At 64.7% G+C, this 14,780-nt stretch carries 12 protein-coding genes; all 12 read right to left on the bottom strand.

What is annotated here, in order from left to right:
- Positions 1-2: 2 nt before the first annotated feature.
- A complete protein-coding gene (gene nuoF / locus HLH25_RS04020; RefSeq protein WP_182972882.1) occupies positions 3-1,301 on the bottom strand; it encodes an NADH-quinone oxidoreductase subunit NuoF in 1,299 nt (432 codons plus the stop codon).
- Entirely contained in the window at positions 1,295-1,789 is a 495-nt protein-coding gene (gene nuoE, locus HLH25_RS04015; RefSeq protein ID WP_182972841.1) for an NADH-quinone oxidoreductase subunit NuoE, read from the bottom strand. Before nuoE ends, nuoF begins: the two co-directional genes overlap by 7 nt.
- Complete coding sequence (nuoC, locus tag HLH25_RS04010) at positions 1,776-3,506, bottom strand: NADH-quinone oxidoreductase subunit C/D (protein WP_310889063.1); 1,731 nt, start codon at positions 3,504-3,506, stop codon at positions 1,776-1,778. Before nuoC ends, nuoE begins: the two co-directional genes overlap by 14 nt.
- Positions 3,507-3,569: 63 nt before the next feature.
- Positions 3,570-4,211, bottom strand: a complete 642-nt coding sequence (locus HLH25_RS04005) for an NADH-quinone oxidoreductase subunit B (RefSeq protein WP_182972839.1) — start codon at positions 4,209-4,211, stop codon at positions 3,570-3,572.
- 1 nt (position 4,212) lies between these two features.
- Positions 4,213-4,617, bottom strand: a complete 405-nt coding sequence (locus HLH25_RS04000; protein ID WP_182972838.1) for an NADH-quinone oxidoreductase subunit A — start codon at positions 4,615-4,617, stop codon at positions 4,213-4,215.
- Positions 4,618-4,852: 235 nt separating this feature from the next.
- A complete protein-coding gene (locus HLH25_RS03995; RefSeq protein ID WP_310889058.1) occupies positions 4,853-6,310 on the bottom strand; it encodes an efflux transporter outer membrane subunit in 1,458 nt (485 codons plus the stop codon).
- Between the two features lie 25 nt (positions 6,311-6,335).
- Complete coding sequence (locus HLH25_RS03990) at positions 6,336-7,523, bottom strand: efflux RND transporter periplasmic adaptor subunit (RefSeq protein WP_182972836.1); 1,188 nt, start codon at positions 7,521-7,523, stop codon at positions 6,336-6,338.
- Positions 7,516-10,686 carry an efflux RND transporter permease subunit gene (locus HLH25_RS03985; protein WP_182972835.1) on the bottom strand — a complete coding sequence of 1,057 codons (3,171 nt, stop codon included), beginning with the start codon at positions 10,684-10,686 and terminating at the stop codon, positions 7,516-7,518. Before HLH25_RS03985 ends, HLH25_RS03990 begins: the two co-directional genes overlap by 8 nt.
- Before the next feature lie 329 nt (positions 10,687-11,015).
- A complete protein-coding gene (locus HLH25_RS03980; RefSeq protein ID WP_182972834.1) occupies positions 11,016-11,522 on the bottom strand; it encodes a YciE/YciF ferroxidase family protein in 507 nt (168 codons plus the stop codon).
- Positions 11,523-11,985: 463 nt separating this feature from the next.
- Positions 11,986-12,480 (bottom strand): hypothetical protein, encoded by a 495-nt coding sequence (locus HLH25_RS03975; protein WP_246401178.1) that lies wholly within the window; start codon positions 12,478-12,480, stop codon positions 11,986-11,988.
- Positions 12,481-12,827: 347 nt separating this feature from the next.
- Positions 12,828-13,361 (bottom strand): polysaccharide biosynthesis/export family protein, encoded by a 534-nt coding sequence (locus HLH25_RS03970; protein ID WP_343065488.1) that lies wholly within the window; start codon positions 13,359-13,361, stop codon positions 12,828-12,830.
- Between the two features lie 102 nt (positions 13,362-13,463).
- Positions 13,464-14,780: an outer membrane beta-barrel protein gene (locus HLH25_RS03965; RefSeq protein ID WP_182972833.1), complete on the bottom strand. Its 1,317-nt coding sequence runs from the start codon at positions 14,778-14,780 to the stop codon at positions 13,464-13,466.

Raw genomic sequence — 14,780 nt, 5'->3', positions numbered from 1 at the left:
TTCTAGGCGGTTTCACGCAGCGGGCAGCGCCGCTGGTGGATGTGGGCGTCGAAATCCTCGCGGAACAGCTTCAGCCCGCTGGCCAGCGGGGCCATGGCGCCGGGGGCGTGGGCGCAGAAGGTGCGGCCCATCGGGCCGAGCATGCGGGCATGGTCGTGCAGGCGGTCCAGATCCTCGGGTTCGCCGGTACCGGACTCGATGGCGCCAAGCAGGCGTTCCACCCAGGGCAGGCCATCGCGGCAGGGGGTGCACCAGCCGCAGGATTCCTGGGCGAAGAAATGTTCCAGATTATGCAGCATGCCGACGGGGCAGGTGCGGTCGTCCAGCAGGATGGCAAGGCCGGTACCCAGCCGGCTGCCCGCCTTTTCCACCGTGCCATAATCCATCGTCACGTCGATCTGTCCGGCGTCGAGAAACGCGGTGGAGGCGCCGCCGGGCAGGAAGGCGCGCAACCGGTAGCCGTCGCGCATGCCGCCGGCATGCTGCTCGATGATCTCGCGAAGCGGGGTGCCCATCGGCAGTTCCCACGCGCCTGGGCGGCGCACGCGGCCGCTGACGCCATAGATCTTGGTGCCGCTGTCCGGGCCGAGGCCGAGCGAGAGGAACCACGCCGCGCCGTTGGTGACGATGTGCGGCAGGTTGCACAGCGTTTCGACATTGTTGACGACACTGGGCGCGCCCCACAGGCCGCCGACCTGCGGAAAGGGGGGCTTGCTGCGCGGCTGCGCCCGGCGGCCTTCAAGCGCGGTCAGCAGGGCGGTTTCCTCGCCGCAGATATAGCGGCCGCCGCTGGCGTGGACATGGATTTCGAACCCGAAGCCGGAGCCGAGGATATTCTCGCCCAGCCACCCGACCTCACGGGCTTCCGCGATGGCGTGGTTCAGGCGCTCCAGCGCCAGATGGTATTCGCCGCGCAGGAAGATCACGCCATGGCCGGCCTGGATGGCGTAACCAGCGACGATCATGCCTTCGATCAGTTGCAGCGGATTGCCTTCCAGCAGCAGCCGGTCTTTGAAGGTGCCCGGTTCCATCTCGTCCGCGTTGGCGATGAGGTATTTGCGGCGGGTGGCGGCCGGGTCCCTAGGGACGAAGCTCCATTTCTGGCCGGTGCCGAAGCCCGCCCCCCCGCGTCCGCGCAGTTTCGATGCGGTGACGAGGTCGATGACCGCCTCGGGTGTCATGTCGCGCAGGGCGCGGCGCACCGCCTGCCAGCCGCCGGCGCGGCCATAGGCGGCGCAATCGGGCGGTCCGTCCGGCAGGCCGATCATGGCGGTCAGAGGGCGTTCGGACGGGCTCATGATGCCGCCCCTCGCAGGCCGTCGGCCAGCCGTTCCGCCGTTTCGGCGTCCAGGTCGCCATGCAGGGTGCGGTCCACCAGCATGGCCGGCGCGTGGTCGCAATGGCCCAGACAGACGATGGGCAGCAGCGTGACCGCGCCGTCCGGCGTGGTTTCGCCCGGCCGGATGCCCAGCCGGGCTTGCAGGCGCGCGCAGACCGTGTCGCGGCCCATGATCCAGCACGAGACGCTGTCGCACAGCATGATGACGTGCCGTCCCACCGGGCGGCGGAAGATCAGGTTGAAATAGGTGGCGATGCCGTCGAGATCGGCCGGCGACATGCCCAGCAGGGACGCGGTTTCGAGCAGGTGCGCGTCGCTGACCCAGCCGAACCGCTCCTGCACCATCGTAAGGGCGGAAACCGAGGCCGCGCGGGGCTGGTGTTCGGTGCGCGCCAGATCGGCGATCCGCGCCCGCAACTCGGCGGGGAGGGGCGTGTCAGCGGTCGACATCGGCCATCACGAAATCGATGCTGCCGATGATGGCGATCAGGTCGGCGATCATGGCGCCGCGGCTGATCAGCGGGATCATCTGCAAATGCGGGAAGGACGGGGTGCGGATGCGGGTGCGGTAGGACATGGTGCCGCCGTCGCTGATCAGATGATACTGGTTGAGCCCCTTGGTGGCTTCCACGCAGCCGCGCGCCTCGCCGGGCGGAATGACCGGGCCCCAGCTCACGTTCAGGAAATGATGGATCAGGGTTTCGATGTCGTGCATCGTCCGCGCCCTGGGCGGCGGCGTGGTGAGCGGGTGGTCCGCCTTGATCGGGCCGGCCGCCATGTTGTCGACGCACTGGCGGACGATGCGCAGGCTCTGGCGGATTTCGGCGATATGCACCACCACGCGGTCGTAGCAATCGCCGTTCGTGGCAGTCGGGATATCGAATGCGAGCTGGTCGTAGCAGGCATAGGGGGCCTGGCGGCGGTAATCCCATTCCAGGCCGCAGGCGCGCAGACCAGGGCCGGTGACGCCCCATTCGATCGCCTCGCGCAGCGTGTAGGCGCCCACCCCCTTGGTGCGTGCGCGGAAAATACCATTGCGCATCACCATTTTCTCGTACTCGTCGAGGCGTTTGGGCAGGTAGTCGAGGAACGTGCGGATCAGGCCGTCCCAGCCCACGGGCAGGTCCATCGCCACGCCGCCGATGCGGAAGAAGGCCGGATGCATGCGAAAACCGCAGATGGATTCGATAATCTCGAACACCCGCTCGCGGTCGGTGAACATGTAGAACACGGGCGAAAGCTGGCCCACGTCCTGGCTCATGGTGCCGTAGAAGACCAGGTGGCTGGCGATACGGAACAGTTCGGCCAACATCACGCGGATCATCTGCGCGCGGGGCGGAACCTGGATGCCGGCCAGTGTTTCCACCGCCATGACATAGGGGAAATTGTTCATCACGCCGCCCAGATAGTCGACGCGATCGGTATAGGGGATGTAGCTGTGCCAGGATTGGCGCTCGCCCATCTTCTCGGCGCCGCGATGGTGGAAGCCGATATCGGGCACGGCATCGACGATCCGCTCGCCCTCCAGTTGCAGCACGATGCGGAAGACACCGTGCACGCTGGGGTGATTGGGGCCGAGATTGAGAAACATGAAATCGGTGTTCGCCGAATGCCGGCGCATGCCCCATTGGCCGGGGTCGAAGCGCAGGGCTTCCTGCTCGCGCTTTTCCGCGTCCTCGGTCAGGCTGTAGGGCGGCATTTCGGTGGCGCGGGCGTAATGGTCCTTGCGCAGGGGGTGGCCGGTCCATGTGGGGGGCGTCAGGATGCGGCGCAGGAACGGGTGGTCGTCGAAGACGATGCCGAACAGATCCCAGGCTTCGCATTCGTACCAGTTCGCGTTCGGCCACAGGTCGCTGATGGTGGGGGCGTGCGGGCGGTCTTCCGGCAGGGGGACTTTCACGCGCAGTTCGTCACCCGCGTTGGCGAACGAGAGCAGGTGATAGACCAGGGTGAAGGCGGATGGGGGCTGGCTACCGCGATGCCTGCGTTCGCGCTCGTCGATCACCGTGAGATCGAGCAGCATGCGGAGCGCCGTGTCCGGCTGTTTCAGGCGGGCGAGTGCCGCATGCACGTCCTGCCGCACGATCCACACCGTCGGGACGCCGTCGCGCGTGGGCTCGATGGCCAGGATCACCGGCGCGGGGGCATGCGCCAATTGTTCGAACATGGTTTCGGACGTGCGAAGATCGGCCGGCCGGGGTGGGGTGGCCACGATCATCATCGCCTCCGTTCAGAGCGCGTCGGGGGAGCGGAGGTCGCGTGCCGCCCGGCGCGCGTCGCGTTTGGCGTCGCGCATGCTGGGCGGGGTGACGCGCTCGATGCCTTGCGGGCCGACCATCCAGCTTAACGGGCGCCGCTGGGTGCCGATGGCGTTCTGCAACAGCATCAGCCCTTCCAGCAGGGCATCGGGGCGGGGTGGGCAGCCGGGCACGTAGACATCGACCGGCAGGAAGGAATCCACGCCCTGGACCACGCTGTAGATATCGTACATGCCGCCCGAATTGGCGCAGGAACCCATCGAGATGACCCAGCGCGGCTCCAGCATCTGATCGTAGAGATATTTGATGATCGGCGCCATTTTCACGAATACGGTGCCGGAGATGACAATCAGGTCGGCCTCGCGCGGGGTGGCGCGCAGCACTTCGGACCCGAAGCGGGCGATATCGTATTTGCTGGTGAAGGCGGTCGCCATTTCGACATAGCAGCAGGACAGGCCGAAATTGAACGGCCAGATCGAATGCTTCTGGCCCCAGGACACGAAATCCTGCAAACGGCCCATCACCAGGTTACGCCGGATCGTTTCGGTTACGCTCGGGTTCTCCGGTTGCACGGGAGGCGGCGCGTCCGTGGCCGATGTCAGGGACCAGCGCATGCTAGAGTACCTTTCGGGTCAGTCGTTGCGTCGGGCCCCATTCCAGGCCACCGCTGCGCCACAGATAGGCCAGCGCGACGGCCAGGAAGCCAAGGAATAGAACCACCGCGGCGTAGCCCTGCCACCCGGCCTGCCGCACCACCGTGGCCCATGAGAACAGGAAGACCGCCTCGGCATCGAAGATCACGAAAAACACGGCGATCAGGTAATATTGCACCGGCAGGCGCAGATGGGCCGAACCCACGGGCAGGATGCCGGATTCGAACGGCAGGTTCATCGACGCGCCACGGGCCGCCCCGACCCGGCGGTTGCCGGTGACGGATGCCAGGGCCAGCATCACCGACAGCAGCACCGCAATGGCGATGGCGTAAAGCATCAACGGATGCAGCACACAGAAGCTACACATGGACGAGACCATCGGGTTGGTCGCGGCTACCGGGAGTGGCGATGCCGCGTGCGTCGGTGTTGGGATCGCTCAGGGGCTGTTCTGAAAATATCTATTCTGGGTCGGGAACTGATCGGTGCAGGTTGCGGCCTGCGTTCTTTTTCTGGAAACGGTCTGTTCGAACCATAACGCGCTATGCCGGCTGAACGTGGGGCGCGGAGACCGGGTTGCTGGCCGGGCAATCTTTAACGGCGATTTAACGAAGTCGCAGGGTGGGGGATGGCGGACTGGCCGCTTGCCCCGCCCGCCATCCGCCACCCATGGCCCGCACGAGGTCGATCCCCGCGACCAGGCGGCGGGTGACGATGGCGATCATGCCCTCGCGTGCCTGAAGTTCCGCTGTCTGGGCGATGACGACCTGAAGATAATCCACCGCGCCTTCGCGATACTGGATCGTCGCCAACTGGTTGGTGCGGGCGGCGGCGGTAACGGCTTCCTCCTGTCGCGCGGAGGCGTCGGCCAGATGGTTGAGCAGGGCAAGCTGATCTTCGACCTCGCGGAAGGCCGTGAGGGATGTTTGCCGGTAATTCGCGGCCATTTCGGCATAGGCGGCGTGCATGGCCGCCAGATCGGCGAAGCGCCGGCCGCCGTCGAAGACCGCCAGTGTGGCCAGTGCCGGGCCGAGTGCCCAGACGCCTGTGCCGGAGGAGATGAGCATGCCGGTCGTCGTCGCCGATCCGCCCGAGGCGCCGAGGGTAATGGCGGGGAAGAAAGCCGCCCGCGCGATGCCGATGCGTGCGTTGGCCGCCGCCATATGCCGCTCGGCGGCGGCGACATCCGGCCGGCGTTGCAGCAGGGCAGACGGGGCCGTGGTGGGAATGACCGGGACCGGGTCCAGCGTGCTGACCGGCGGGAGCGAGAAAAGGGAGGGTTCCTCGCCGATCAGTACCGCGATGGCATGTTCGGTCAGGGCGCGATTGGCCACCTGCTGGTCCAGTTCGGACTGTACGGAGGCCAGTTGGGTGCGGGCTCGGCCGACATCGAGTTCGCTGGCGGCGCCGCCACTAAAGCGCGTCGTGGTCAGGTTCAATGCCGCCTGGTAGGCGCTGACCGTGCGCCGCAGCACGTCGATCCGGGCATCCAGTCCGCGTAACTGGAAATAATCCTCGGCCAGTTCGGCTTCCAGGCTGAGGCGCATGCCGGCCAGATCGTCGGCGCTGGCCTGGGCCTCGGACCGCGCGGCGGCGACGAGGTTGCGGATGCGGCCCCAGATGTCGGGCTCCCACGAGACGGTGCCCCCAGCCCTGTATGTACGATAATCGAAATAATTGCCGGTCTGGGGAAGGACGGCCCGCTCGCGCTCGGCGCTGGAGGACGCGTCGATCTGGGGAAAGAATTCGGCGCGCGCGCGTCGCACCAGGGCGCGGGCCTGATCATATCGCGCGACTGCCGCCGCGAGTTGCGGGCTGCCAAGTTCGATCCGGGCTTCCAGATCGTTCAGTCGGGTGTCGGCCATGATCGTCCACCAATCCTGGCGCGCCGATGCGTCAGACGGGTGGGCCGGGGTCCAGGGGCCGGTTTCCTTGAAGGTGGTGGGCAGGGTGGGGGACGACGGGGGCTGGTAATGCGGGGCCAGGTCGCAGCCGGCGAGCAGGGTGAGGGTCAGAAGCAGGGGGCCGCCCTGCACCCGGCCGGGAAAAATTGCCCCTGTCACCCGTGCTCGGGACAAACGCCGGCGCTCAGGCGCCATGCGGGTGCTCCGGTTCCCGCGGTTCGACGGCATCGCCGTCGCGCAGATCGTCCCTGGGATTGTCGATGACGGCGCTTTGTGGCGGCAGACCCGTGACCGCGAGTTCGGTGCCGAAATCGGTTACGATGGTGATGGGCTGGATTTTGACATGGTGGCTGGAATCCATCAGGGCGACGGTCGTGCCATTGCGTCGGAACAGCAGGCTGCTGGCGGGCACGCGGACGAGATCGGTGCCCCTGCTCGGATCGGTGCCGGGGAAGGTGAAGGCGATCTGGGCATAGGCACCCGGTTTCAGCAGGTTTTCGCCATTATCGTAGACAAGCTGCACCAGCATCGCGCCGGATTGGGGATCGACCGCGTCCGAGGAATGAATGAGGTGGGCCTGAAAGGTTCGGCCGGGATAGTCGGGCACCGTGAACGCGACCACCATGCCGTCCTGCATTCTCGCGGCATAGGTCTGGGGGACGCTGACATAGAGCCGTAACCGGACGACATCGGAGACGGTGAAGAGCGGCTGCGCCGCCGCGGTGCCGGCGGCGATCAGCGCGCCGATGTCGGTGGCGCGGCTGGTGACCACGCCGGCGAACGGCGCCACGATATGCTTGAAGCCGGAGAGGGTTTGCAGCCGCTCCACATCCGCCGCCGCCTCGTGGCGCATGGCTTCGCTAGCGGCGAAATTGCCTCTTCGTTCGTCGGTTTCCTGTTGCGAGACCGCGTTCTGCGCGTTGAGGCGGTCCCAGCGGCGGGTGGTGATTCCGGCGAGGTCGCGCTGGGCGGTGCGGGTCGCCAGCGCGGCGCGGGCGGCGGCGAGCTGCTGGTCGACGTCCGGTGTGTCGATCTCCGCCAGTAACTGCCCTTCCTGCACTTTTTCTCCGATATCGACGTACCAGCGCCGGAGATAGCCGTTGGTCCGCGCATAGACTGGCGCGCTGTACCAGGCCTGCAACCGGCCGGGCAGGACCAGCCTGTCCGTTGCCATGCCGCCAGGGTGGACGATGCTCACTGTCGGGATGGCGGCGGCTTGTGTCGATGCATGAAGCAGGTGGCGGGCATGGAGGCGCAGAAGCGTGCCTGCCACCAGGACCAGCGCGAAGACCGCGCCCGCGATCAGCACGAACCGGCCGAGCCGGGGCTGGGGCCGGTCGCCCTGTATCGTCCCTGGTGCGGGGTCAGGCATGGGCCGAGGCTCCCCGCGTGGCCAGCCGCGCGCGTCGTTCGTAGATGATCGCGAACAGGGTCGGCACGAAGAACAGCGAGGCACAGGTGGCGAAGACCAGACCGCCGACGACGGCGCGGCCGAGGGGGGCGTTCTGCTCGCCGCCCTCGCCGAAACCCATAGCCATGGGCAGCATGCCGATGACCATGGCCAGCGCGGTCATCAGCACGGGCCGCAGGCGGGTCTTGCCGGCCGTCAGCGCCGCTCGCAGCGCATCGCCATGTTCGTCGAGCTGCTCGCGGCAGAAAGCGATGACGAGGATGGAATTGGCGGTTGCCACCCCCATGCACATGATCGCACCGGTAAGGGCCGGGACCGATAGCGGCGTACCGGTGGCGAACAGCATCCAGCAGATCCCCGCCAGCGCCGCCGGCAGGGCGAGGATGATGATGCAGGGATCGGTCCAGCTCTGGAAATTGACGACGATCAGCAGGTAGATCAGCACAATCGCGCCCAGCAGCCCGGCACCCAGGCCGGTGAAGGCGGTGTTCATGGATTGGTACTGCCCGCGCAGCGTGACTGTGACCGTTGCCGGGCGCTGGTGCTCCAGACGGGTCAGCACCTCTTGCACCTCGGACGCGACGGCGCCGAGGTCGCGGCCGTCATTGCCGGCGAAGACGTCGATCAGCGGGCGGATGTTGTATTGCCCTTCGACGGGCGATGTTGTGCCGCGCGTGATCGTGCCCAATGCGCCCAGCACCTGGGGGCGGGTTGCCTGGGCGCCCGTGCCGGTTACGGGCAGGCCGATCACGTCCGAAAGGGCACCGATGCGGTATTCCGGCATCTGGACCGCGATCGGGTAGGTCACGTTGTTCTGCGGGTTCAGCCAGTACAGCGGCGCGGTCTGGGACGTGCCGGCGATGGAGGTCGCGATGCTGCTGGTAACGTCGCCCTCGGTCAGGCCAAGCTGGTTGATACGGGTGCGGTCGACCTCGAAACGCAGTTCGGGATAGTTGGCGGGCTGCTGGATCCGGGCATCGACCAGCCCGTCGATGTGGCGGATTTCCCGCAGGACAAGTTCGGCGAACTGCCGTGTTTCATCCGGGTGCGGGCCGCTGACCTGGACGTCGATCGGGGCCGGGGCGCCGAAATTGAGGATCTGGCTGGTGATGTCGGACGGCAGGAAGGCGAAGCTCGCCTGCGGGAACAGGCGGGGCAGTTCGGCACGCAGGCGGCGGATATAGCGTTGGGTGGCGTGATGGTTCTCCTTCAGGGCGATCAGGATGTCGCCGTCCTCGGGGCCGATGGTGCCGGAGGCGCTGTAGGAGACGTTGATGGCGCTGTTCGGCAGGCCGATCATGTCGGCGATCGACAGCACCTCCTCCACCGGGATGCGCGCGCGGATCGCTTTCTCGACGTCGAGGAACAGGGCGGCGGTTTCCTCGATCCGCATGCCCACCGGGCCGCGCACATGCAGCGTCATCGCGCCGGCATCGACCTGGGGGAAGAAATTACGCCCGAGGAAGGGGAGGAAGGCCAGGCTGAGGACGGCAAAGCCGAGGAAGAGGGCGACGAAGCGGCCGCGATGTGCCAGCACGGCTTCCAGCACCGCGCCGTATCGCTCACGAAAGGCGGCGAAGCGCCGTTCGAACCCCTGCTGGAAGCGGGTGAACAGGCCGCCGGCCGGCTTGCTTTCATGACTGTGGGCACGCAGCAGGAACATGGCCATGGTGGGGACCAGCGTGCGCGAGAGGATGAAGGACATCGTCATCGCGAACATCACCGACAGCGCCATCGGCACGAAGAGGAAGCCCGAAACACCCGGCAGATAGAACATCGGCACGAAGACGATGCAGATGCACAGCAGCGACAGGAAGGCCGGAACGATGATCTCGCCCGATCCGTCGATGATGGAGGCGTGCACGTCCTTGCCCATTTCCAGATGGCGCTCGATATTTTCGATCGTGACCGTCGCTTCGTCGACCAGGATGCCGACGGCCAGGGCGAGGCCGCCCAGCGTCATGACGTTCAGCGTCTGGCCGAGGACCGACAGGAGAGCGATGGCGCCCAGGATCGAAAGCGGGATCGACGTGGCGACGATCAGGGTGGAGCGCCACGAGCCGAGAAAGAGCAGGATCATCAGGCTGGTCAGCCCCGCCGCGATTGCACCCTCGCGCAGCACGCCGCTGACGGCGGCCTTGACGAACAGCGACTGGTCGTTGACCGGCGTGATCTTCAACTGGGCTGGCAGGCCGCGCCGGGCATCGGGGATCGTGTCGCGGATGCCCTGGACGATGGCGATGGTAGAGGTCTCGCCCGATTTCAGCACCGTCAGCAAGGCCGAGCGCTGGCCGTCGACATGGACGATATTCTGCTGCGGCAGCGCGCCGTCGCGCACATGGGCCACGTCGCGAATACGGACCACGGCGCCATTCACCGTTCTTATCGGCAGCATGTTGAGCTGTTCGACCGAGAGCGGGGCGTTGTTGAGCCGGAGGTTATACTGATATTCGCCGATTTTCACGAATCCGGCGGGTGTGATCTGGGTCTGGACGGACAGGGCATTGGCCACGTCCAGGCCGGAGACGCCCCGCGCCTGCAACTGGCTGGGGTTGAGATCCATCTGGATCTGCCGCACCCGTCCGCCAGTGGGGAAGGGGATGGCGGCGCCGGGCACCATCACCAGCCGGGTGCGGATAAAATTGAACCCGAAATCATAGAGCTGCTGTTCGGTCAGCCCCGTGCCCGACAGGCCGAGCTGAAGGATCGGCACGGTGGAGGCGTTGTAGTTGAGGATCAGCGGTGGGGTCGTGCCGAGTGGAAGCTGGCGCAGCAGCGTCTGCGCAATGGCGGTGACCTGAGCGTTGGCGAGGCGGATATCGGCGCCGGGCTGGAAGAAGACCTTGGTGATTCCGATCCCGGTCAGCGCCTGACCTTCGATATGCTCGATATCATTGACCGTCGTTGTCAGCGCGCGCTGGAAAGGAAGCTGGATGCGGCCCGACATGTCCTGCGGCGAGAGATTGGTATAGGTCCATGCGACTGCGACCACCGGGATGCTGATAGTGGGAAAGATGTCCTTGGGCGTACGGATGGCCGACAGCACGCCGGCAATCACGATCAGGATCGCCATGACCACGAAGGTGTAGGGCCGTGCGAGCGCCAGCCGGACGATGGCGTTCATGAGCGGATGGTGCGGGCTTGTAGCTGATCCGGTGGGAATGCCCCGCAGGTCGGCATCTCCGTCGGCCGTCTTCTTCGGGCGCCGCGCGGTCCCTTACGCCTCCAGGAATGTATCAAGCGCCATCTTTCCATGATCCGGGGTGTGGAACCGTCGCGTGGGGCATGGCTGCCCATCAACAGATATATAGCCGCCGGCAGGGATCGGAGGTTTGTCACATACGAGCGATCAGCATGAATTTTAGCGTCTCGGCAACCCGTGCGGCGCACCTTCCATCCCGTTCGCCCACCGTTGGGGGCGCGAGGAATGGAAGGCTTCGCCGGCAGGTCGTGTCATGTCGGCTGGAGGGCCGCTTCCGGATTGCTCTCGCGCTCGGCGATTGCGATGAGGAGGGCGTCGGTCCGCTTCTCCTCTTCGAGTGTCTCGGACAGCAATTCTTCTGCTTCCGTAAGCCCGAGCGTGGCAGCCCAGGCTTTGAGCGTGCCGTAGCGGGAGATTTCGTAATGCTCGATGGCTTGAGCGCAGCCGATCAGGACCGCGTCCGCCGCCTCGGTGGAGCCGAATGTTTCGAGGTCTTCCTCCATTTCCGCCAGGATGCCCTGTGTCGCCTCGCAGGTCTTGCTGCGCGGCGCCTTGCCGATCAGTCCGAACACCTCATTCAGCCGCTCGACATGGCGGGTGGTTTCGGTGGCGTGGGTTTCGAATGCCTTCTTGAGATCCGGCGCCTGGGCGGCGCGGACGGATCTCTTGAGGGCCTTCAGGATCTGCTTCTCGGCAAAGTAAATGTCCTTCAGCGTTTCATAGAACGCATCGGATAGCGTCTTCTCCTGGGTGGCCATGATGAATTCCTTTCCGTTTCAAGGGGTGCGCGGAGCCTCGGCGGATGTCGTCCGCTGGAGCGCCAGCCGGCCTGCATCTCGGGAAACGGTGCGGTGCGCGAGATGCCGGTCGATCACGTCCGTGGGCGGGTCTCATCCGCCGGGACCGCCTCGAGAGCGCCATCAAGAATGGCAGCTCCCCCGTCGGTAGGCATGTCTGACCCTACGCGCCTGTGCCGGGAGGGTTGCGGAGGATTCGAAATTTCTGCTGATGCACCCGTGCATGAATGAATGCCAGGCGATGCCGGAGTCCATCGACCGGGTGGCCGGGAGAGCAAATGTCGGGGAGCCGGATAAGTCGGGGAAAGGAACCCAGCAGAAGGCCCCGTCATGCCGATTCTGCTCGGGCTCCCAGGCGTTCCGATCGCCGACAGGCTGAGTTTGCAAAAAGCCTTCCATATCGACGCGGATAAGTAGGGCAGCATCACTTCGAATGGATGATGGTGCGTGATTCCTGGTTTTCAGTATCCACGCTGATCCGCTGGTAAACCGCCAGCGAGAGCACGATCACCGTTGCCGTCGCGAGGAGTCCGATGGGATAGAAGATCTGCTGTATGTGCTCGCGGCTTACTTCGAAAACCGCGACCAGCCCCTCGATGAAAATCGCGATAATGATCGTCGTGATGAATTTGGTGAGGCTCAGGCGGGCTTCGAGGGGCGACACCTTGGCACGACTTTGAATGACTTCCTCTTCCATGAAATATTTGGCCACGTCGAAAACGGCGATAGCGATCACGACGTAGCTGATGGCAAGAAGCAGCGCACCGCGCCCCTCATGCCAGGATGTCAGCAGCGTGAAGAACAGATTGAATACGCCGTAAAAGATGAGCCCTGTGGACAGGATCATCAGCATGATACTTGCAGTGCCGAAGGCAGCGCGTGAAACCTTCTTCAATATACTTTCATAGGTGATCGACATCTTCTAACCCGACCTCGTTGGGGAAATCCGCATCGTGGGGCGTATGATGAATGACCGGTGGGATCGTGGGTCGTTTCCGCACCCCGGAACATTCGACCGGGTGCGTCGAATAGCTGACGTTCGAGGGGCCTGACCCTTGGCCAGTGGAGTCTGCGATGCATCTGGAGTGCCGGACCCGAGCACACGGCCCGCGACGGCGGGTCGGGCGCTCAGCTTTCGGTTCCGGGCAGGCGATCCGTATCTTGTGCGCGGGTGAATCGACGGTGGGATACGGATTGAATGCCGGAAACCCGTCATGCGGGATGAGGGGTTTCCGGTGTTCCAGATGCCGCCCTCCGGGCGGTCGATCAGAAATGACGTTCGTAAATCTTGATGACATCGTCGGGCTTCACGTAATCCTGCGGTTCGATGCGGCCGACGACCGCGCCGCCAGGTTCCTGACGAACGACATAGGCATAGTCCTGGAACGCGCGATAGGAGAAGCCGCCGGCGGCCGCCACCGCCTTCAGCATGGTCATGCCCGGCTGATAGGAGAATTGGCCGCCATGTTCGACTTCGCCGATGACGGAAATGGGGCGGTAATCCAGGACCTGCACGGTCACCCGTGCGTTGCTGAGAATATGCTGGTCCTTCAGGGTCGTGGCGACGCGCTCGCTGAGTTCCCTGGTGGTCAGCCCCTCGGCCTTGACCATGCCGATCAGTGGAAAGGCAATGCTGCCGTCGACCGGCACGCGCGTATCGGTCTGGAACTGGTTTTCGCCGAATGTCGACACATTGATCCGGTCGCCGACACCGATCGTGTAGCTTGCCGGGTCATAGCGCGGGATCGGCGTCAGATTGGCTCCGGGCGCGCAGCCGGCGAGGCATGCTCCCGTGATCACGAACGGGAAGCCGATTCTTGCAGTGCGAGCACCAAGGGTATGACGAAGCGGCAACATGTCGGAACTTCCCTGTTGAGGTTGATTGGTGATGATCGTTTCAGGTCACAGATTTACGTCCACCCGTATCATGACGGTATTGACGGTAAATTTTCCCGTCGTACCCAGGACGTTCTGATTGGAGATATTATAATCGAGATTCAGCCTGAGATGCCGGTTCACGAGCCACTGGGCCGAAAGCCCTCCTCCGAAAATGGTCTGGTCGCCGCCGGCCTGCGTGAGGATGCTGCCGACGAGACGTGTGGGCGTGTTCTGGTATTGCCCTTTCTGAAAGGTGAAGTGACCGGAGAGGATAACGTCGCGCCGGTACTGGTGGCTGAGCCCGAGCTGTAAATTTGTATAGGTGAAGCCGGCCACGTTTTCGAAGGCGCTGTCCTCGATCCCGTGCTGGACATCCAGTTGGAGACGCGTCAGGCGTGAAGGTGCCCAGCTTGCCTGGGCTTCCACGATCGGAGTGGCGTAATCGGGATAGGCTGCGTTGCGGTAGAAACGACGCTGGTATCCGGCCAGAACGCGCAAATCGATCAGATGAATGGCGCTGTAATCGATGCCCGCCATAAGGGCCAGTCCGTTGGAATCGCGGCCTGGATAGCCTGCGAGGCCATGCGTGTACCGAATTTCGGTACCCCGCAGCATGACCAGCGCGCTGGCGGCTTCCGTCCAGTGATAACGGCCGGTGAGACTTTCGACGATCACTGCCCGGTTACGATAGGTCTGAGGAACGGAAATGCCGATGGCCGATGGGAGGCGGGCTCCCTGATCGAATGAGAAATTCGTTATGTTCCCTTCCGGAATCAGGGAAAAGCGCCCATCGCGCGCGACGGTATAGCTGAGAGCCGCCCGGTCGACCTGGTATTTCACAGGCTGGATCGTGGCAAAGCTGCCCAGCGTGTTGGGTGTCTGGACGAGGTTGAGGTGGGAATAGTCGAAACCCAGCCTGTCGTTCGCGATATCGTGGTAACCGCCGATCGCGGCTGTCCAGGTCGTCTGGTTCTGCGAACCCTGGCTTGGATAACGCAGATCGGAAACGGAAGCATTGGTGTAGAGCCGGTCCACCGACCAGTCCGAGGTGAGGCCGATCTGCGCGACGGTGGAGATGATCGCGCTCTGCCCGCCGCCGGGAAGGCGATTGGCATTGTCGATGTAGCCGACGCCTTCGTTCAGATCGCCGTTCAGCTTGAACCCGCCGAGATGCAGGCCCTGCGGCTGGAATTCCCTGCTAATGCGAATCTGTTCCGAATCGACCCAGGTTTCGCCGACACCTCGCCCAATTTCGGGGAAATACTGGCTCAGGACCTGGGCGGAAGCATGGGTTGGAAATAACGGCGCGGCACAGGCGACGGCTCCCACGATGCGGTACAT

The organism is Gluconacetobacter dulcium (assembly GCF_014174165.1).
Classification (GTDB): Bacteria; Pseudomonadota; Alphaproteobacteria; order Acetobacterales; family Acetobacteraceae; genus Gluconacetobacter; species Gluconacetobacter dulcium.
This window is presented reverse-complemented; position numbering and strand designations above follow the sequence as displayed.

Excerpts from the sequence above, each read along its gene's own strand:
- nuoE (WP_182972841.1), bottom strand. The coding sequence starts at position 1,789 with ATGTCGACCGCTGACACGCCCCTCCCCGCCGAGTTGCGGGCGCGGATC.
- nuoC (WP_310889063.1), bottom strand. The coding sequence starts at position 3,506 with ATGTTCGAACAATTGGCGCATGCCCCCGCGCCGGTGATCCTGGCCATC.
- HLH25_RS04005 (WP_182972839.1), bottom strand. The coding sequence starts at position 4,211 with ATGCGCTGGTCCCTGACATCGGCCACGGACGCGCCGCCTCCCGTGCAA.
- HLH25_RS04000 (WP_182972838.1), bottom strand. The coding sequence starts at position 4,617 with ATGTGTAGCTTCTGTGTGCTGCATCCGTTGATGCTTTACGCCATCGCC.
- HLH25_RS03990 (WP_182972836.1), bottom strand. The coding sequence starts at position 7,523 with ATGCCTGACCCCGCACCAGGGACGATACAGGGCGACCGGCCCCAGCCC.
- HLH25_RS03985 (WP_182972835.1), bottom strand. The coding sequence starts at position 10,686 with ATGAACGCCATCGTCCGGCTGGCGCTCGCACGGCCCTACACCTTCGTG.
- HLH25_RS03980 (WP_182972834.1), bottom strand. The coding sequence starts at position 11,522 with ATGGCCACCCAGGAGAAGACGCTATCCGATGCGTTCTATGAAACGCTG.
- HLH25_RS03975 (WP_246401178.1), bottom strand. The coding sequence starts at position 12,480 with ATGTCGATCACCTATGAAAGTATATTGAAGAAGGTTTCACGCGCTGCC.
- HLH25_RS03965 (WP_182972833.1), bottom strand. The coding sequence starts at position 14,780 with ATGTACCGCATCGTGGGAGCCGTCGCCTGTGCCGCGCCGTTATTTCCA.